Source organism: Microbacterium sp. 01T413_2 (genome assembly GCF_056398985.1).
In genome coordinates this window covers 55,454-73,469 of record NZ_JBFTQL010000022.1, presented here as the reverse complement: position 1 = coordinate 73,469, position 18,016 = coordinate 55,454, and the positions used below count along the sequence as shown (strand labels likewise).

General features: G+C 69.7%; 17 protein-coding genes and 1 tRNA gene. 12 read left to right on the top strand and 6 right to left on the bottom strand.

Annotation, left to right across the window (positions count from 1 at the left end; genetic code table 11):
- Positions 1-97: 97 nt before the first annotated feature.
- Genes AC1DMN_RS12620 through AC1DMN_RS12610 form a run of 3 tightly spaced genes read left to right on the top strand, consistent with a single transcriptional unit; the run spans position 98 to position 2,967 of the window.
- On the top strand, positions 98-823 hold the full coding sequence (locus tag AC1DMN_RS12620; protein ID WP_477229564.1) for a FadR/GntR family transcriptional regulator: 726 nt from the start codon (positions 98-100) through the stop codon (positions 821-823).
- Positions 824-838: 15 nt separating this feature from the next.
- Positions 839-2,101: an alpha-hydroxy acid oxidase gene (locus AC1DMN_RS12615; RefSeq protein WP_477229563.1), complete on the top strand. Its 1,263-nt coding sequence runs from the start codon at positions 839-841 to the stop codon at positions 2,099-2,101.
- Positions 2,098-2,967, top strand: coding sequence for an alpha/beta hydrolase (locus AC1DMN_RS12610; protein WP_477384345.1), 870 nt, complete (start codon positions 2,098-2,100; stop codon positions 2,965-2,967). The genes AC1DMN_RS12615 and AC1DMN_RS12610 overlap by 4 nt, the downstream gene beginning before the upstream one ends.
- A 4-nt stretch (positions 2,968-2,971) precedes the next feature.
- Here AC1DMN_RS12610 and AC1DMN_RS12605 read toward each other — a convergent pair whose 3' ends face one another.
- The 5 genes from AC1DMN_RS12605 to AC1DMN_RS12585 form a co-directional block, all read right to left on the bottom strand.
- Complete coding sequence (locus AC1DMN_RS12605) at positions 2,972-3,754, bottom strand: HAD-IIB family hydrolase (RefSeq protein WP_477229561.1); 783 nt, start codon at positions 3,752-3,754, stop codon at positions 2,972-2,974.
- Positions 3,755-3,895: 141 nt separating this feature from the next.
- A tRNA-Pro gene (locus AC1DMN_RS12600) sits at positions 3,896-3,969 on the bottom strand.
- A gap of 116 nt (positions 3,970-4,085) precedes the next feature.
- Positions 4,086-4,640 carry a hypothetical protein gene (locus AC1DMN_RS12595; protein ID WP_477384343.1) on the bottom strand — a complete coding sequence of 185 codons (555 nt, stop codon included), beginning with the start codon at positions 4,638-4,640 and terminating at the stop codon, positions 4,086-4,088.
- A 59-nt stretch (positions 4,641-4,699) separates the two neighbouring features.
- Positions 4,700-5,635, bottom strand: coding sequence for a metallophosphoesterase (locus AC1DMN_RS12590; protein WP_477229559.1), 936 nt, complete (start codon positions 5,633-5,635; stop codon positions 4,700-4,702).
- Between the two features lie 2 nt (positions 5,636-5,637).
- A complete protein-coding gene (locus tag AC1DMN_RS12585; protein WP_477384341.1) occupies positions 5,638-8,283 on the bottom strand; it encodes a transglycosylase domain-containing protein in 2,646 nt (881 codons plus the stop codon).
- 74 nt (positions 8,284-8,357) lie between these two features.
- Here AC1DMN_RS12585 and AC1DMN_RS12580 point away from each other — a divergent pair, with 74 nt between their 5' ends.
- Together AC1DMN_RS12580 and AC1DMN_RS12575 are read left to right on the top strand one after the other, a co-directional pair.
- Positions 8,358-8,582 (top strand): DUF4177 domain-containing protein, encoded by a 225-nt coding sequence (locus AC1DMN_RS12580; protein ID WP_441977681.1) that lies wholly within the window; start codon positions 8,358-8,360, stop codon positions 8,580-8,582.
- On the top strand, positions 8,579-9,103 hold the full coding sequence (locus AC1DMN_RS12575; protein WP_477384339.1) for a RidA family protein: 525 nt from the start codon (positions 8,579-8,581) through the stop codon (positions 9,101-9,103). The genes AC1DMN_RS12580 and AC1DMN_RS12575 overlap by 4 nt, the downstream gene beginning before the upstream one ends.
- Here the strand turns inward: AC1DMN_RS12575 and acs are convergent.
- Positions 8,997-10,961 (bottom strand): acetate--CoA ligase, encoded by a 1,965-nt coding sequence (gene acs / locus AC1DMN_RS12570; RefSeq protein ID WP_477384337.1) that lies wholly within the window; start codon positions 10,959-10,961, stop codon positions 8,997-8,999. The two genes, AC1DMN_RS12575 and acs, sit on opposite strands and share 107 nt — an antisense overlap.
- Positions 10,962-11,456: 495 nt before the next feature.
- Between acs and AC1DMN_RS12565 the strand changes: the two genes are divergently transcribed.
- The 7 genes from AC1DMN_RS12565 to tmk all read left to right on the top strand — a co-directional run bounded on the left by AC1DMN_RS12565 (position 11,457) and on the right by tmk (position 17,999).
- Complete coding sequence (locus AC1DMN_RS12565) at positions 11,457-12,446, top strand: TadA family conjugal transfer-associated ATPase (protein WP_477229556.1); 990 nt, start codon at positions 11,457-11,459, stop codon at positions 12,444-12,446.
- 101 nt (positions 12,447-12,547) lie between these two features.
- Positions 12,548-13,399, top strand: coding sequence for a type II secretion system F family protein (locus AC1DMN_RS12560; protein ID WP_477384335.1), 852 nt, complete (start codon positions 12,548-12,550; stop codon positions 13,397-13,399).
- 134 nt (positions 13,400-13,533) lie between these two features.
- Positions 13,534-13,731: a DUF4244 domain-containing protein gene (locus tag AC1DMN_RS12555; protein WP_441977767.1), complete on the top strand. Its 198-nt coding sequence runs from the start codon at positions 13,534-13,536 to the stop codon at positions 13,729-13,731.
- Positions 13,728-14,126, top strand: coding sequence for a TadE family type IV pilus minor pilin (locus tag AC1DMN_RS12550; protein ID WP_477229554.1), 399 nt, complete (start codon positions 13,728-13,730; stop codon positions 14,124-14,126). The genes AC1DMN_RS12555 and AC1DMN_RS12550 overlap by 4 nt, the downstream gene beginning before the upstream one ends.
- A complete protein-coding gene (locus AC1DMN_RS12545) occupies positions 14,126-14,467 on the top strand; it encodes an Rv3654c family TadE-like protein (RefSeq protein ID WP_477384333.1) in 342 nt (113 codons plus the stop codon). The genes AC1DMN_RS12550 and AC1DMN_RS12545 overlap by 1 nt, the downstream gene beginning before the upstream one ends.
- A 62-nt stretch (positions 14,468-14,529) precedes the next feature.
- Complete coding sequence (gene topA, locus AC1DMN_RS12540) at positions 14,530-17,373, top strand: type I DNA topoisomerase (protein WP_477229553.1); 2,844 nt, start codon at positions 14,530-14,532, stop codon at positions 17,371-17,373.
- Positions 17,370-17,999: a dTMP kinase gene (gene tmk / locus AC1DMN_RS12535; protein WP_477229552.1), complete on the top strand. Its 630-nt coding sequence runs from the start codon at positions 17,370-17,372 to the stop codon at positions 17,997-17,999. Before topA ends, tmk begins: the two co-directional genes overlap by 4 nt.
- The last annotated feature ends 17 nt before the right edge of the window (positions 18,000-18,016 follow it).

Sequence of the window (18,016 nt, the reverse complement as noted above, 5' to 3'; positions counted from 1 at the left end):
GTCCATGGCCCGTGCCGAGGGGGACGACTCGGTTGTGAAGGGTGGTTGCGTGGTCTGACCACACGTCCTAAGCTGTGGTCTGACCACAGGAGGACCGATGCCCGACCGCAGCGACACGCCCGCGCGCACCTGGCGCACGGTGCTGCAGCACGTCGAACAGCGCCTCCTCGACGGCGTGCTCGGCCCCGGTGACAGGCTGCCCAGCGAACGCGATCTGGCGGCCGAGCTCGGAGTGGGGCGCTCCAGCGTGCGCGAGGCGATCCGGGTGCTCGAGGTGATGGGACTCATCCGCACGTCGACCGGATCCGGCCCGCAGGCGGGGGCGATCGTCATCGCCGCTCCCGGAGGCGGGCTTTCCGCGCTGCTGCGCCTGCAGGTCGCCGCCCAGGGCTTCCCGATCGCCGACGTCGTCGGCACCCGCCTCATCCTGGAACAGGCCGTCGTCATGGCGCTCGCCGGGGGAGAGGGCGATACAGCGGAGGCCCATCGGCTCCTCGACGCGATGGACGCCGACCTGGATGCCGCCGACTTCCTCGCCCTTGACGCGCAGCTGCACCTCACGCTGGCCGAGGCCAGCGGCAACACCGTGGTCTCGGCGATGATGACGGGCCTGCGCGACAGCATCGAATCGTACGTCCGCACCGGATCCGCCGGAATCGATGATTGGACGGACATGACGGCGCGGCTCCGCGCCGAGCATCGCGACATCGTCCGTGCGATCGATGAGCGCCGCGCCGACGCGGCGGCGGCGCTCGTGCGCGACCACATCACCGGCTACTACGCCGCGACCGGCTTGGCCGGCGCGGCCGACACGAACCCTTGATCGGAAGGACCCTCCATGGTGCAGCGCCAGCTCCCCAACCCCGCCGAGATCTTCGAGCTGATGAGTTTCAAGAAGCCCGAACTCGACGGCACGAAGCGCCGCCTTGAGGGGGCGCTGACGATCTCGGATCTGCGCACGATCGCGAAGCGTCGCACGCCCAAGGCCGCCTTCGACTACACCGACGGTGCGGCCGAGGGCGAGCTGTCGCTGGCACGCGCCCGGCAGGCGTTCGAGGATGTGGAGTTCCACCCGGGGATACTCGCCCCGGCCCCCGAGCTGGACATGTCCACGACGATCCTCGGCGCTCCGAGCGCGTTGCCCTTCGGGATCGCGCCGACGGGGTTCACGCGCCTCATGCAGACCGAGGGCGAGGTCGCCGGTGCGGGCGCCGCGGCGGCCGCCGGGATCCCCTTCACGCTGTCCACGCTCGGAACGACCTCGATCGAGGACGTCAAGGCCACCAACCCGCACGGGCGCAACTGGTTCCAGCTGTACGTGATGCGCGACCGTGAGATCTCCTACGGCCTCACCCGCCGCGCCGCCGAGGCCGGGTTCGACACACTGATGTTCACGGTCGACACTCCGGTCGCGGGTGCGCGCCTGCGGGACAAGCGCAACGGGTTCTCGATCCCGCCGCAGCTCACCCTCGGAACCATCATCAACGCGATCCCGCGGCCGTGGTGGTGGATCGACTTCCTGACCACTCCCAAGCTCGAGTTCGCGTCGCTGTCGACAACCGGGGGCACCGTCGGAGAGTTGCTCGATGCGGCGATGGATCCCACGATCGGCTATGACGATCTCGAGGTGATCCGCGGCATCTGGCCCGGCAAGCTCATCGTGAAGGGCGTGCAGACGGTCGAGGACGCGGTGCGGCTGAAGGACACCCACGGCGTGGAAGGCGTGGTGCTCTCCAACCACGGCGGCCGCCAGCTCGACCGGGCGCCGATCCCGTTCCACCTGCTGCCACAGGTGCGCAAGGCCGTGGGCGAGGACTTCACGGTCATGGTCGACACCGGCATCATGAACGGCGCCGACATCGTCGCCGCGGTCGCCCTGGGCGCGGACTTCACGCTCATCGGGCGCGCCTACCTGTACGGCCTCATGGCCGGCGGACGCCGCGGAGTGGACCGCACGATCACGATCCTGCGCACCGAGATCGAGCGCACGATGCGCCTGCTCGGGGTCTCATCGCTGGCCGAACTGGAACCGCGTCACGTCACCCAGCTCACCCGCATGGTGCCGGTGGCGTCGAGCGCCGCCGAGGTCGCGACGCGATGACCTCCGATGCCTCGGGCCGGGTCGACGTCGAGGACCGGCGCATCGACGGTCCGCACGGAGCGATCCCGGTGCGGGTGTATCACCCGTCCGCGCCCGCGGGGCCAGGGCTGGTCTGGCTGCACGGTGGCGGCTTCTCCGGGGGCGACCTGGACATGCCGGAGGCGGACTGGGTCTCACGCTCCTTCGCGGAGCGCGGCATCGCGGTCGTCTCCGTGGATTACCGGCTGGCGCCGCCGCGTCTCGGCGGGGTCGCGCGTGCCGGGTTGAGCGACGCGCACCACCCGGTGCCCGTGGACGAGGTCGTGGCGGCCTTCGCCTGGGCGGTGGAGTCCGGGGTCGCCGGCGGACCKTGGGCGCTCGGCGGCACCAGCGCCGGCGGCAACCTCGCGGCCTCCGCCACGCTGCGGCTGTCCGGACGGGCCGGCACCGCGAGGCCCGCGCTCGCCGTGCTGGCGTATCCGACGCTCCTGGCGGTGCAGCCTGCGCCGGATCAGGCGTTACGTGCTGCGCTGGACGCGGATCCCGACGCCGACGTGTTCGGTCCGGACTCCGTACGCACGATGTACGAGAACTACCTCGGGGGCCCGGTGAGCCAGGCGACGTCGTCGGCGGCCCCCGGCCTCGCGAGCATCGCCGAGGTGGCGGGCTACCCGCCCGTGATCATGATCAACGCCGAGGTCGACGAGCTCCGCGTGTCGGGGGAGCTCTTCGCCCGCACGCTCGAGGCCGCGGGGATTCCGGTCGAGGTCACGACCGAACCCGGCACGACCCACRGCTACCTCAACCGCCCCGAAGAGGCCGCGGCGACAGCCTCGATCGAGCGCTATGCCGCGCGGATCCGCGCGCTCGCGCGAGACGTCGACTGAGGCGTCAGAGCGCCTGTCGGGCGACGGAATCGGCGTCCAGCACGGGCAGCAGGGCGTCGAGGTGGTCCGCTGTGTCCTCCCAGCCCTCCACGGCGACGCAGGGCACGCCGAGGGCCTTGACGGGGTAGTCGTTGCCGCCCTCGTCGAGGCGGTCGCCGTAGAAGAGCATGTCTGTGAAGGGGATGCCGGTTCGTTCGGCGAGCTCGGTCATGCCGTAGGCCTTGTCGATGCCGGCGCGCGTGATGTCGATCGACGTGGATCCGCCGGAGCGGACTTCGAGGTCGGGTATGCGGGGGGCGACGGCGTCGCGGAGGGCGGCGCGCCGCGATCCGTCGGGGTCCCAGGCCTTCTTCGCGTCGTGGGGGGCCTTCTGACCGAGGGCGGAGAAGGTGATCTGCGAGCCGCGGTCTTCGAGGATGGGGCCCCAGGTCTCGCTCTCCCAGAGTCCGAGGCGGTGCGCCTCTTCTTCGAGGGCGGCGAGAGCGGCGGTCTTCTGCTGGTCGCTGAGGTCGCGGGCGTAGACGAGGGTGAAGTCGGATCCGTCGTGACGAAGGTAGCGGGTGCCGCAGGTGGGCAGCAGGTGGATGCGCTGCAGGAGCCGGGCGTCGGCGCCGAGCCGGGAGACGACCTGGGTGCGGAACTGCTCCTCGTTGCCGCCGGAGATGATCGCGACCTCGACCCGCTGTGCCAGGGCGAGGAGCAGGTCGGCGATGCGGGGATCGATCGCGCTCTTGGAGGGCGCGAGAGTGTCGTCGAGGTCGAAGGCGACCAGGCGGGGCGTCGTCATAGCAGTTCCAGCGTAGAGGATCCGGGTGAGAGGGTGCCGGGGCGGGTTCTCGACGCTGTCTAGGAGCCCTTTCTTCACTACCGCGATCAAACGCAAGTGAGGGACCGACCCTGGCGGGCTGGTCCCTCACTTGCGTTTACGTCGGGGTGACAGGATTTGAACCTGCGGCCTCTTCGTCCCGAACGAAGCGCGCTACCAAGCTGCGCCACACCCCGTGGCAACCGTTCAAGTCTATACGGCGAGCGCGCCAGGAGCGAATCGAGGTGGAACCCGCGCGTGGCGGGCCGAAGCTGCCGCGGCTATGAGGATCTTCGTCGCGCGGCCGCGAACGTCAGGTGGCCGGCACCCATTCGACGTTCATGTCGGGACGGATCACGACCGTCTCGCCGGGCTGGAGGGGGTGATCACCCGGGTCGGAACCGACGTGGTTGTACCGCCCGACCATGAGGGGGTTCGTGCAGAGACGGTCGCCGACGCTCCACGTGTTGTCTCCGGGTGCGGCCGTGTAGCTGACGATATTCCCCACGGCGTCGCGGCTCACCGTTCCGGTCGCGCCCGTGGAAGATCCGCGGTCTTCCGCCTCACCGATGAGCCTGCCGTAACTGTGGCTGTTCACCTCGAAGATCTCGATCTTCGAGTAGCTCGTGCACCCCTTCGGGAGTTCGCTCGCTTTCACGCTGATCCCGTCGCCGAGCCAGATGACGCGGTCCGGGTCGGGGGACGGCATGGACGTGGGATCAGGTGTGGCTTCAGTTGCGCTTTCCGCGGTCGRCTGAACGTGACGTGCAGACGTGACGGCCGAGACGACGGGCACTGCGGCCAGAGCCGCGAGGCAGGCGACGGCGAGACCGACGATCGTGTACGTGATCATCGAGGAGCGCTTCATGGTTCGAACCCAACGCTCCGAAGATAAGAATTCACCGAAGATCAGGATTCCGAGGCCAGTCAGCCCCGGGGTAGCAGCGTCAGCAGTGTCGCCTCGGGGCGGCAGGCGAAGCGGATCGGCGCGTAGATCGAGTGCCCGCAGCCGGCGCTCACGTTCAGCGGCACCGTGCGTCCGGCGTGCGTCCAGGTGCTGAGACCCTTCGCCTGCTTCAGAGGGATGTCGCAGTTCGCGACGATCGCGCCGAAACCGGGGATGCAGACCTGGCCGCCATGCGTGTGGCCACCGAGGATGGCGTCCGCGCCGAGATCGGTGAACGTGTTCAGCACGCGCTGGTACGGTGCGTGCGTGACGCCCAGGACGGCCACGTCGGCAGGGCGAGGACCCAGCGCGTCGATCGCGGCGGGCAGCGCATCGAGCTCGTCCCAGTCGCGGTGCGCATCGTCGACGCCGAACAGGTCCACGCGGGAATCCGCGATCTGAAGCGTGGCGGCGGTGTTGTCCAGATCGACCCAGCCGAGGTCGTCGGTGAAGAACCGGTCCAGGGCCGCAGTGTCGAGCTTCGGAGCCGTGATGGAGCGCGCCGAAGGACCCATGAAATAGCGGAACGGGTTGCGCGGTGACGGCCCGAACTTGTCGTTGGAACCGTGCACGAAGACGCCCGGCGTTCCGGCGAACGGGGCGAACGCCGCGCGGACGCCTTCGAGTCCGCGCTCATGACCGAGGTTGTCGCCGGTGTTCACGACGAGATCGGGGCGCAGTTCCGCCAGCGAAGCGAGCCAGCGCTGCTTACGGTGCTGCCACGGCGCCATGTGGGCGTCGGACACGTGCAGGATCCGCAGTGGACGGGACCCCGCAGGCAGCGATCGCGCGGTCGCGTGGCGCAGCGTGAAGAGGTAGCGCTCGATGCCGATGCCCCAGGTGGCGGCCGCGACACCGGCGGCCCCCACCGCACCGAGTGCGATGAGGGCCGAACGGGTGGTGCGAGAGGTCGTCATCCTCAGCAGTTCTTCTTCACGTAGTTGAGCGTGACGGAGGAGCCCTTCGGAGCCGCTGTCCCCGCGGCGGGGTTCGTCGCGGACACGGTGCCGGAGTCGTCGCCGTTACCCGGGGTGCAGGTGCCCTTCGCCGCCTGGAAACCCGCGGCCTTCAGCGCGTTGGCCGCGTCGCCCATTGTCATGCCGACCACGTTCGGCACCGTGGCGCCCTGGCCATTGCTCGGCGAGATCGTGATCGTGCTGCCCGTGACGACCTGACCGGGACCCGGATCCTGCTGGGCGACTTGATCCGTCGGCAGGTTGCTCTGCACGGCGGCGCCGACGGAGACGGAGAATCCGGCGCCCTGGAGCGTCTGCGTCGCCTGGTCGACGGTCATGCCGACCACGCTCGGCAGGTTCGTGTACGACTGCTTGAGCGCGCTTTGGTTCGGACTTGGGAAGTCGCCTCCAGGGAACAGGCTGTCCGCAGCCGTCAGAATGTCCCTGCCCAGGCCGTAACGGATGTTGTTCACGCTGGTGCCCTGCGTCTCGAAGTCGTCGATGACGACGTTGCCGCTTGCCTGGCCGACCCAGATTCCCGTGGTGGACGCCGTCGATGACGCCATGAGCATCGTCTGCTGGTTGTTGTGCGAACCGGTCTTGCCGATGAGTGACGTGCCATCGCCTGGGTTTGCCTGAGAACCCGTGCCGCCACCGCTCATGACGCCCTGCAGCGCATACGCCGCCGCCGCGGCGATCTCCGGCTTGATGACTTCGGTGCACGTGGTCGGCGGCAGAGAGAGCTCAGAGCCGTCGGGTCCGGTGATCTTATCGATCGCGTGCGGCGCGCAACGGGTGCCGTTGTTCGCGATAGCTGCGTACACGGAGGCCATGTCGAGCGGCGCGATGTTCTTCGATCCGAGCACGTCGAACGGTGCAGGTGCGGATGCGAGAGTATTCCCCTGGTCATCGAGAATCTCGGCCCGATTGTTCACCGGGATCATCGCGCCCTTGTACTCGGTGCCCAAGTGCAGACCCATCCGAGCTGCGACGTCGTTGATGTCGCAGAGGTCGAGCTTTGCGGCCATCGCCAGGAAGCCGCTGTTCAGTGACGCCGCGGTGAACTGCATCGGCGTGCCGACATAGCCGCGCTGATTCTGGAAGTTGCCGATCTCACCGGTGTCGGCGGGCATCGTATCGGTGCCGCACTTGAACGTAAGCCGCTGCAGGTTGCCGTTCACCGACTCGCGGAGAGAATGTCCCTTTTCCAGCCAGTCGATGAGGGTGAAGACCTTGTAGGTGGATCCGACCGAGAAGCCGATGCCTCCGCCGTGAGCCTGATCGGCCGCGTAGACGATGCCCGTCTGCCCAGGAGGCGCGTCTTGCGCCTCGTTGAAAACAGTGTTCTGCGCGAGCGCGAGGATCCTGCCGGTCTTGGGGTCGAGGTTCACGGCCGCCGCTCCGAAGTCCATGCCGTCGATCGTCGGAGTGGTGCGGTCGTGCATGGCTTGCACGGCGGCGCCCTGCATCGGCGCGGACAGGGTCGTGTAGACGTTCAGGCCACCACGGAGCAGCTTGTCCGAGCGATCCTTCTGCGGTCCGAGTGCGGAGTCGAGCGATGAGTCACCCTCGAGCGTCGCCTGCACATACTTGCAGAAGTAGGCGTTGTCGCCTGCGTCAGCACAACCTGAAGAGGGCGTCTTGATCGCCGGTGTGATCGGCTGCGCCTTGTCGGCCTCGTACTCCGCCTCGGTGATCTTTCCGAGAACTTCCATGCGGCTGAGCACATAGTTCCGGCGCACGAGAGTGTCGTGGTAACCGTCCGCCTGCGAGTTCTTGCAGTTCTTGCCGTCCTTGTCGCAGTCGTACGTGCCACCGGGCATGTCGATACGGAAGGCGTTCGGGTTCTGCACCATGCCGACGAGCGTCGCGGCCTGCACTGCGTTGAGCTGCGAGGYGGAGACGCTGAAGTAGCGCTGCGCCGCGGCCTCGATGCCGTACGTGGTGCCGCCGAAGTTCACCAGGTTCAGGTAGCCGATGAGGATGTCGTTCTTGGAATACTGCTTCTCGATCGCCGTGGCGTAGCGGATCTCCTGCAGTTTGCGGGCGATGCCCTTGGAGCCGACGGCGGAGGCCGCGTCGACCCAGCACTGCTGGAGCTTGTCGTCACGCTTCTCGTCGGAGAGGGGAACGCCCTTCTCGCACTCCTGCAGCAGAACGTTCTTCACGTACTGCTGGCTGATGGACGACCCGCCGTTGGTGGCGGATCCGCTCACGTTGCCGACGACGGCCTTGATGGTTCCGGCGATGTCGATCCCGCCGTGCGAGTAGAAGTTCTTGTCCTCGCTCGCCAGCAGCGCGTCGTACAGCACTGGAGCGACCTGGTTGTAGGTCACCGGAACGCGGTTCTGGTCGTAGAACCGCGCCATGACCTGATCGTTGCCGGCGGCGTCCTTGGAGTAGATCGTCGTCGGCTGCATCGGACGGTCGACCTTCAGATTGGAGGGCAGGCCTTCGAACATGTCGATCGACTGGGCGGCGGCAGCTCCGGTGACGGCGAACACCGGAGTGACAGTGGCCGTGACGAGCACACCGGCGACGACGCTGAGACCGACAAGGCCGGCCAGGCCGCTGAGCACACCGGTGAGCGTGCGTTTGGTCTGAGGCATACGCTTGATCGTAGGGGAGTTCCCTGAACGCAAACTTTGACGCGCCCGAGCGCGTCCGTCCCTCCGGGAGAGCCATGACCACGTGGGAATACCTCACCACACCGCTGCTGATCCACAACACCGCCGCCATCCTGAACAACTGGGGCAAGCAGGGCTGGGAGCTGGTGCAGGTCGTCACCGGGCCCGAGGGCGGGCTCGTCGCGTACCTCAAGCGCCCGGTCGGCGGCGACAGCGCCGCCAACACCGGCCTTTCCGCGGCCGCGGAGGCCGCGCGCCAGTTCGAAGGAGAATCTGCATGACCATCAGCGCCCGCCTCGCCGAGCTCGGCATCGAGCTGCCGTCCGTCGCCGCCCCTGTGGCCGCCTACGTGCCCGCCCGGGTGCATGCCGGACTCGTGTACACCTCCGGTCAGCTGCCGTTCGTGGCCGGATCCCTCCCCACGACGGGCAAGGTCGGCGCGGAGGTCCCGGCGGATGACGCCAAGGAGCTCGCCCGCGTGTGCGCGCTCAACGCGATCGCCGCGGCCGCCGATGCGGCCGGCGGCGTGGACCGCCTCGGCGGAGTGCTGCGCGTGGGCGGTTTCGTCGCCTCGGACCCGTCGTTCTCGGGCCAGCCCGGCGTGATCAACGGCGCGAGCGAGGTGCTGGGTGAGGTCTTCGGCGACGCCTCCGTTCGGAGAGCGGCCCCTTCTGCTGTCGTGGGGACCGGATCCGCTACTTCACYTGTGCCGAGATGGTCGACATCACCATCGTGTCGGCGAGGGTGGTCGTGTCGCCGACCTCACGGCCCTCCGCCACATCGCGCAGCAGGCGGCGCATGATCTTGCCGGAGCGGGTCTTGGGCAGCTCTCCGACGATGTAGACGTCACGCGGACGGGCGATCGGGCCGATCTGCTCGCCGACCCAGCCGCGCAGCAGCTGCGCGAGGCCCTCGGGGGAGTGCGCCTTGAGGTAGCTCTCCTTGATGATGACGAACGCGACGACCGCCTGACCCGTGGTCTCATCGGAGGCGCCGACCACGGCGGCCTCGGCGGTCGCCTCATGTGCCACGAGGGCGGACTCGATCTCGGCGGTGGAGAGGCGGTGGCCGGACACGTTCATCACGTCGTCGACGCGGCCGAGCAGCCACAGGTCGCCGTCGTCGTCGAAGCGTGCGCCGTCACCCGCGAAGTAGTAGCCCTGCTTCTCGAACTTCTCCCAGTACGTCTCCTTGAACCGCTCCGGGTCGCCCCAGATGCCGCGCAGCATGCTCGGCCACGGCTCGGTGATCGCCAGCAGCCCGCCGCCGCCGATGCCCACCGTGGCGCCGTCGTCGTCGACCACGTCGATCGAGATGCCGGGCACCGCCACCTGCGCCGAGCCCGGCTTGGTCGCCGTGATGCCGGGGAGCGGGGAGACCATGATCGCGCCGGTCTCGGTCTGCCACCAGGTGTCCACGATCGGCGTGCGGCTGCCGCCGATGACGTCGCGGTACCAGATCCAGGCTTCGGGGTTGATCGGTTCACCGACGGATCCGAGCAGGCGCAGGGAGGTCAGATCGTAATGGTTGGGGATCTCGCGGCCCAGCTTCATGAACGAGCGGATCGCGGTGGGAGCCGTGTAGAGGGTGGTGACGCCGTACTTCTGGATGATGTCCCACCAGCGTCCCTGCTGCGGGGTCTCCGGCGTGCCCTCGTACATTACCTGCGTGGCGCCGTTGGCGAGCGGTCCGTACGCCACGTACGAGTGTCCGGTGACCCAGCCGATGTCGGCGGTGCACCAGTAGACGTCGGTCTCGGGCTTCAGGTCGAAGACGACGCGGTGCGTGTACGACGCCTGCGTGAGGTAGCCGCCGGAGGTGTGCAGGATGCCCTTGGGCTTCCCGGTGGTACCGGAGGTGTAGAGGATGAACAGCGGGTTCTCGGCGGGGAACGCCTGCGCGTCGTGCACGTTCGAGGCTGCGCCCACCACGTCGTGGTACCAGAGGTCGCGCTCGTCGGCCCAGTCGATCTCGTTCCCGCAGCGCTTCACCACGAGCACGTGCTCGACGGTGTTCTGCTCGCCGTCGCCTCGGTCGGCGAGCGCCTGGTCGACTGTCGGCTTGAGCGCGGACGCCTTGCCCTTGCGGTAGCCGCCGTCGGCGGTGATCACGAGCTTCGCGCCCGCGTCGTCGATGCGCGAGCGCAGGCTGTCGGCGCTGAAGCCGCCGAAGACGACGGAGTGGATCGCGCCGATGCGCGCGACGGCGAGCATCGAGGCCACGGCCTCGGGGATCATCGGCAGGTAGATGGCGACGCGGTCGCCGTGGCCGACGCCGAGCCCTTCGAGCACGTTCGCCAGGCGCTTGACCTCGTCGGTCAGCTCGGCATAGGTGATCCGGCGCTCATCGCCGGGCTCGCCCTCCCAGAGCAGGGCGACGCGGTCGCCGTTCCCGGCCTCGACGTGCCGGTCGAGGCAGTTGTATGCGACGTTGAGCTCGCCGTCCGCGAACCACTTCGCGAAAGGAGGCGCGGACCAGTCCAGCACCTCGGTGAACGGCGTGTGCCAGTGCAGCTCGCGGGCCTGCTTCGCCCAGAACGCCTCGCGATCGGTGGCCGCCTCGGTGTAGATCTCCGGCTGCGCGACGGCCGCCGCGGCGAACTCGGGGGRGGGCGGGAAGACGCGGGTCTCGTCGAAGACGTGATCGATCTGGCTGCTCATGATGAGAGGGCGCTCCTTTGCGGCGGGGGGCATCGCGGCGTGAGCCGGGACATCGGCGAATCTAGCCGTGCCCAGAGTCTCTCACTACCGACGGAAGTCGGTATTCGGATCCGTTTTGTACAGTTCCTTTTCAGACGTACACTGTCCGACGGCCGATCAATCGAATCCGGCTTTCCTGCGGCTCCGACGGTTCCCCCCACCGTCGGCCGCAGTCGGGCGGCATCCCATTCCCCCCGTGGGATGCCGCCCACCTCTCTTCTCCCCGCGGCGTGCGCCACGGCCTCCGCGTCGCACTTCTGCAGGACGATCGCGTCTCCGGAGGAGGATCCGGCCGGATCCGTCCTGCGGAATGGCATTTCTCCTGTCGACCCACGGGGCGCGACCGCCGGCGTCGCAGGCCGCCGCTCGCTCCGCACAGACCGGCCGGACCGCAGGTTGTGCACGGGTTGCGCGAACCCCGTCCTGCGCTGGGACGTGGATCCCTAGCGTCGGGACATGGCCTCGCCCTTCGTGATCGTCCCGCGCGGATCCGCTGCCGCCGCCGAGCGGCTGGACCTGGATCCGGCATTCGGCGAGCTGGCCGTGCACGCCGCAGATCCGCAGGTGACGGATCTGTTCCTGAACGGTGCCGGCGGCCTCTTCCTTGATCGCGGCGCCGGCGCCGAGCCGGTGCTCGGATGGACCGCGTCGGAGCGCGAGGTGCGCGAGCTCGCCGTGCGGCTGGTGGCGCTCGGCGGCCGGCACCTCGACGATCAGGCGCCCTGCGTGGACGTGCGGCTCGCCTCGGGCGTCCGCGTGCATGCCGTGCTCGCGCCGGTGTCGACCAGCGGAACCGCGGTCTCGGTGCGGATCCCGCGGGTGCGCGCGGCGGATCTCGACGACCTGGGCCGGCTCGGCGCTGTCGACGCGGCGCAGCGGGCCTGGCTCGAGCGGACGGTGCGCGAGCGGAAGAACGTGCTGATCACGGGAGGCACCGGCACGGGGAAGACCACGATGCTTGCGGCCCTGCTCGCGCACGTGCCGCCGCAGGAGCGGATCGTCACGATCGAGGACGTCGCCGAACTGCGGCCCCGGCATGCGCACCATGTGTCGCTCGAGGCCCGGCAGCCGAACCTGGAGGGCGTCGGCGCGATCGGCGTGGCCCGCCTCGTGCGCGAGTCCCTGCGGATGCGGCCGGACCGGCTGATCGTGGGGGAGTGCCGCGGGGAGGAGATCCGAGATCTGCTGACCGCGCTCAACACGGGCCACGACGGCGGCGCGGGCACCCTGCACGCGAGTGGACTCGCCGACGTTCCCGCTCGGCTGGAAGCGCTCGGCGCACTGGCGGGGATGGATCCGCCCGCGCTCGCACGTCAGGCCGTGAGCGCGTTCGCCTTTGTGCTGCATCTGGTGCGCGCCACGGGCGGGGTGCGCCGGCTCGCGCAGGTGGGCGTGCTGCGGCTGGAGGGCGAGCACCTGGGCATCGAGGAGGTGCAGCCGTGGTGAGGCGCGTGAAGCGGTGGCCCGGAGCTGGCGGGCGTGTTCGGTCGGGGCATCGGCGTCTGCGAGGTGGAGGCGAACGCAGCGAGGCCGAGGTCGCGGAGGTCGTGCGCACACTGGCCGTGCTGCTGCAGGCGGGCGCGGCGCCGCTGACAGCCTGGCGGCACCTGGCGGAGAGCGGCTCGGCCGACGCCGTCGACGTGCTCGCCGATGTGGAGCACGGACGTGCGCTGGTCGATGCGATCCGCATCCGAGGCGGGGTGTGGCGCACGGTCGCGGCGGCGTGGGGGATCGCCGCGACCGTGGGCGCACCGCTGGGCGAGGTGCTGCGCGCGATCGCCGCGGCACTCGAGGGTGCCGGTGACATCAGGGCCGAGATCTCGGTTGCGCTCGCGGAACCTGCCGGCACGGCCCGGCTCATGCTGTGGCTGCCGGTGGTCGGCCTGCTACTCGGCACCGCCCTCGGCTTCGACACCGTGACGGTGCTGCTCACGCAGCCGGCCGGATGGGCATGCCTGGCATCCGGGTTGGGGCTGCTGTGGGCCGCGCGCGCATGGACCAGAGCCCTGGTGCGGCGGGCCGCCCCGCAACCGGGGGTCCCGGGGATCCGCGCGGAGCTGCTCGTGGTCGCGCTCACGGGCGGAACCGCGATCCCGCGCGCCCGTTCGCTCGTGGAGCAGGAGAGCACGGCGGACGATGACCCTGCGACYGCSGAGGAGGCGATCGAGCGCGTGCTGCGYCTSTCCGSSGCYGCCGGAGTGCCGGCSGKGGARCTSCTGCGGGCCGAGGCSGATCGCGCGAGGCGGGATGCCCGCACCGCCGGTCGCACGGGCGCCGCGCGGCTGAGCTCGCGCCTGCTGCTCCCACTCGGGGCCTGCACGCTGCCGGCGTTCATGCTGCTGGGCGTCGCGCCCCTGATCCTGAGCGTGCTGTCGACGACCCCGCTGCCGTTCAACTGAGCCCGACGGCTCCCGACCTGGTGCCGTCATCCGCAAGAGAAGAGAGAAGGAACACCATGAACCAGATCCATCCCAGGGTCGACGTGACGTCGTCGTCGATCCGGCATTCCGACGCGGCCTCGTCGGCGTCGCCCATCGTCGCCCTGCCGCCGCTCACCCGGCGGCGGGCGGCCCTGCTTTTCGGCGACGAGACCGGCGCCGCCACGGCGGAGTACGCCATCGCGACGATGGCGGCGGTCGCCTTCGCCGGCTTGCTCGTCGTGATCATGCGCAGCGATGAGGTGCGCGGGATCCTGACGGATCTCGTGCGCCGTGCGCTGACGGTGGCATGACGCCGCGGAGCCCGTTCGGTCGCCGTCCTGGTCGCGGGCATGCCCCGGCCGGGGCTGCGCACCGCGATCGGGAGCGCGGGTCCGCGACGGCGGAGCTCGCCGTCGCCCTGCCGATCGTCGTGCTGACGATGCTGCTCGGCGTCGGCGCGCTGGGTGCGGGCATGCGCATGGTGGCGCTGCAGGATGCGGTGGCCGACGCTGCGCGCATCCTCGGGCGAGGGGACGAAGCGGGGGCAGCCGGGACTGCCGTGGCGCGAGCGGATCCGGCGGCGGGAATCGCTGTGAGCAGATCCGACGACCTGGTGTGCGTCACTGCGTCGGCCGAGACGCGCATCCTCGGCGGAATCGCCGTGCCGATCCACGCGACCGGGTGTGCCCTGGATGGGGGCCGGTGATGGCGGGCTCCGCACTCGCGGTCGGCGGGATCGCCGTGACGGCAGTGCTCGGGCTCGGCGCTGCCATGATCGGCGGGGCCGGTGCGACATCGCAGCGGATGGCCGCGGCCGCCGACGCCGCAGCACTGGCCGCGGCCGACACGCTCTCGGGAGCGATCCCCGCGGCGGATGACCCCTGCGCCCTCGCCGCCCGGGTCGCGCAGGCGCACCAGGCGGCTCTGCAGGACTGTCGCATCGAGGGCGCTGTGGTCATCGTGCACGTCGCGGCGGCGTACGCTGGATTCCCGGCCGTCGCCGRATCCCGTGCAGGACCACCCGAACTTCCTGCGGGCGACGGATGATCGTGCTGAGTCCCCGACTCCGGTGCGGTGTGTATGGTGTGCTTCGACGAAAGGACGCACCCGTGGCGCAAGGCAAGAAGCTTGTCATCGTCGAGTCCCCGACGAAGATGAGGTCCATTCAGGGCTATCTCGGCGAGGGCTTCGAGGTGCTCAGCTCGGTGGGTCACATCCGTGACCTGGCCGACAAGAAGGACATCCCGGCCGCTGACAAGCAGGCGTACGGCAAGTACTCGATCGACGTCGACCACGACTTCGACCCCTATTACGTGGTCTCGGATCGCAAGACCAAGACCGTCGCCGAGCTGAAGCGTGCGCTGAAGACCGCCGACGAGCTCCTGCTCGCCACCGATGAGGACCGCGAGGGCGAGGCCATCGCGTGGCATCTCCTGGAGACGCTGAAGCCCAAGGTGCCGGTCAAGCGGATGGTCTTCCACGAGATCACCAAGGATGCGATCCAGGCCGCGGTCGGCAACACCCGCGAGCTCGACCTCGCGCTCGTCGACGCGCAGGAGACCCGCCGGATCCTGGACCGCCTGTACGGGTGGGACGTGTCGCCGGTGCTCTGGTACAAGGTCAAGTCGGGCCTCTCCGCGGGCCGCGTGCAGTCGGCTGCCACCCGCATGATCGTGGACCGCGAGCGTGAACGCATGGCGTTCGTCTCTGCCGAGTACTGGGATGTGGACGCCACGGCATCCGCGTCGGGCTCCGCCTTCACGGTGCGTCTGGTCCGCCTGGACGGCGGCGCGATCGCCCGCGGCACGGACTTCGACGACAATGGCGCCCTGAAGAGGGCGGTCGTCATCCTCGACGAGGAGGCGGCCGCCGCGCTCGCCGCCGCCGTCGACGCCGTCGGATCCGGCAGCGTCACCAAGGTCGAGGCGAAGCCCGGAACCCGTAGCCCGTACGCCCCCTTCACGACCTCCACGCTGCAGCAGGAGGCGGGGCGCAAGCTCTCGATGAGCGCGAAGCAGGCGATGAGCGTCGCCCAGCGTCTCTACGAGAAGGGCTACATCACCTATATGCGCACCGACTCGGTCGCTCTCAGCACCCAGGCGGTGCAGGCGGCCCGGTCGCAGGCGGTCGCGCTCTACGGCGATGCGGCCGTGCCGCTGAAGCCCCGCGTGTACAAGGGCAAGAGCAAGAACGCGCAGGAGGCGCATGAGGCGATCCGGCCGTCGGGCGAGAAGTTCCGCACGCCCGCTTCGGTGGCGTCGCAGCTCGATCGCGAGGAGTCGCGTCTCTACGACCTGATCTGGAAGCGCACGGTCGCCAGCCAGATGTCGGACGCGAAGTACGAGACCACCACGGTGACGATCGCCGTCGATGCCGATGGGCGCACGGCCGAGTTCACCGCGTCCGGCACGGTGTACACCTTCAAGGGATTCCTGGAGGCGTACGAGGAGGGACGCGACGAGAAGCGCCACGCCGCCGATGCCGCGGAGAACCAGTCGCTCCCGGCGGTCGCCGTCGGGGACGTGCTCGGCGTCGCGGAGGCCGAGGCGAAGCCGCACCGCACCACTCCGAAGCCGCGCTACACGGAGGCGTCGCTGGTCAAGGCGCTCGAGGAGCACGGCATCGGGCGCCCGTCGACGTTCGCCAGCATCATCGGCACCGTGATCGACCGCGGCTACGCGACCAAGCGCGGTCAGGCGCTCGTTCCGACGTGGATGGCGTTCAGCGTGGTGCGGCTGCTCGAGCAGCACTTCGCCGATCTCATCGACTACGACTTCACGGCCGCGCTCGAGGACGACCTCGACGCGATCGCCCGCGGCGAGCAGAAGCGCATCGAGTGGCTGCACTCCTTCTACTACGGCAACGACACCCAGGTGGGCCTGCGCCAGGTGGTCGACAACCTGGGTGAGATCGATGCGCGGGCGCTGAACGCGACGCGGATCACCGACACGGCCACGCTCCGGTTCGGCAAGTACGGCCCGTACCTCGAGGTCGCCGACCCGGCGCACCCCGACGCGAAGCCGCGCATCGTCAACGTGCCGGAGGATCTGGCTCCCGACGAGCTGACCGCGGCCAAGGCGCAGGAGCTCATCGACGCTCCCGTCGCGGGCGACCGCGTGCTGGGGGAGAACCCCGACAACGGCAAGGTGATCGTCGTCAAGGACGGCCGATTCGGCCCGTACATCCAGGAGAACGATCCGGTCTCCGACGATGACCAGGTCGATGAGGCGACCGGCGAGGTCGTCGAAGCGCCGAAGCCCAAGCGGGGCGCGAAGAAGGAGGCGGCGCCCAAGCCGCGCACCGCCTCGCTGTTCCGCTCGATGTCGGTCGACACGATCGACCTGGACACGGCGCTGAAGCTCCTCGAGCTGCCGCGCGTGGTGGGCGTGGATCCGGCGACGGAGGAGGAGATCACCGCGCAGAACGGCCGATTCGGGCCGTACCTGAAGAAGGGCGCCGACTCGCGCTCGCTGGAGAGCGAGCAGCAGATCTTCGACATCAGCCTGGACCAGGCGCTGGCGATCTACGCGCAGCCCAAGTACGGCGCCCGGCGCGCATCCAGTGCGCTTGCCGAGTTCGAGGCGGATCCCGTGAGCGGCAAGCCGATTCGGATCCGCGACGGCCGCTTCGGCGCATACGTCACCGACGGCGAGACCAATGTGACGATCCCGCGCGGACAGCAGGTGCAGGACATCACCTTCGAGATCGCCGTGCAGATGCTSGCSGACAAGCGCGCGAAGGGGCCGGCGCCCAAGCGCGGAACCCGGGCGGCCGCTGCGAAGAAGACGACCACGGCGAAAAAGGCCCCCGGCAAGGCGGCAGCGAAGAAGGCTCCGGCACGGAAGGTGGCGGCCAAGACCGACGACGAGAAGGCCGCCGCCCGCTCCGCCGCCGCGAAGAAGGCCGCCGCCACCCGGGCCGCCAACGCGGCGAAGAAGCAGGCCGGCGCGTGAGCGGGGGCCGCGGCCTCTGGATCACCCTCGAGGGCGGCGACGGCTCCGGCAAGACCACGCAAGCGGGGCTCCTGGAGGGCTGGCTGCACGAGCAGGGCTGGAAGACGCTGCGCACGCGCGAGCCCGGCGGTTCCGAGGTCGGCGTGCTGATCCGCGACATCGTGCTGCACCACCGTGGTGACATCGCCCCTCGTGCCGAGGCGCTGCTGTACGCCGCCGACCGCGCCCACCACGTCGCCACCGTCGTGCGCCCCGCGCTCGAGCGCGGGGAGGTCGTGATCCAGGACCGCTACCTGGACTCCTCGGTGGCGTATCAGGGGGCCGGCCGCGTGCTGGACGCGGACCAGGTGCGCGGGCTCTCCTTGTGGGGCGCCGAGGGCGCGCTGCCCGACCTCACCGTGCTGCTCGACCTCGATCCCGCTACCGCACGGCGCCGGCTGGATTCAGCGGAGAAGCCGTTCGATCGGCTCGAAGCCGAGCGGGAGGAGTTCCACCAGCGCGTGCGTGCGTCCTTCCTCGCCCTTGCCGAGGCCGAACCGGAGCGCTTCGTCGTCGTCGACGCCGCACAGGACCCGGACGCGATCGCGGAAGCGGTGCGTGCGCGTGTGGCGAGGCTGCTGAACTGAGCCGCGCGCCCTGTGCA

Bases quoted from the DNA above. Each gene is read 5' to 3' on its own strand.
- AC1DMN_RS12620 (WP_477229564.1), top strand. From the start codon at position 98: ATGCCCGACCGCAGCGACACGCCCGCGCGCACCTGGCGCACGGTGCTG.
- AC1DMN_RS12590 (WP_477229559.1), bottom strand. From the start codon at position 5,635: ATGACGACCTCTCGCACCACCCGTTCGGCCCTCATCGCACTCGGTGCG.
- AC1DMN_RS12550 (WP_477229554.1), top strand. From the start codon at position 13,728: ATGACGCCGCGGAGCCCGTTCGGTCGCCGTCCTGGTCGCGGGCATGCC.
- AC1DMN_RS12605 (WP_477229561.1), bottom strand. From the start codon at position 3,754: ATGACGACGCCCCGCCTGGTCGCCTTCGACCTCGACGACACTCTCGCG.
- AC1DMN_RS12615 (WP_477229563.1), top strand. From the start codon at position 839: ATGGTGCAGCGCCAGCTCCCCAACCCCGCCGAGATCTTCGAGCTGATG.
- AC1DMN_RS12565 (WP_477229556.1), top strand. From the start codon at position 11,457: ATGGCCTCGCCCTTCGTGATCGTCCCGCGCGGATCCGCTGCCGCCGCC.
- AC1DMN_RS12580 (WP_441977681.1), top strand. From the start codon at position 8,358: ATGACCACGTGGGAATACCTCACCACACCGCTGCTGATCCACAACACC.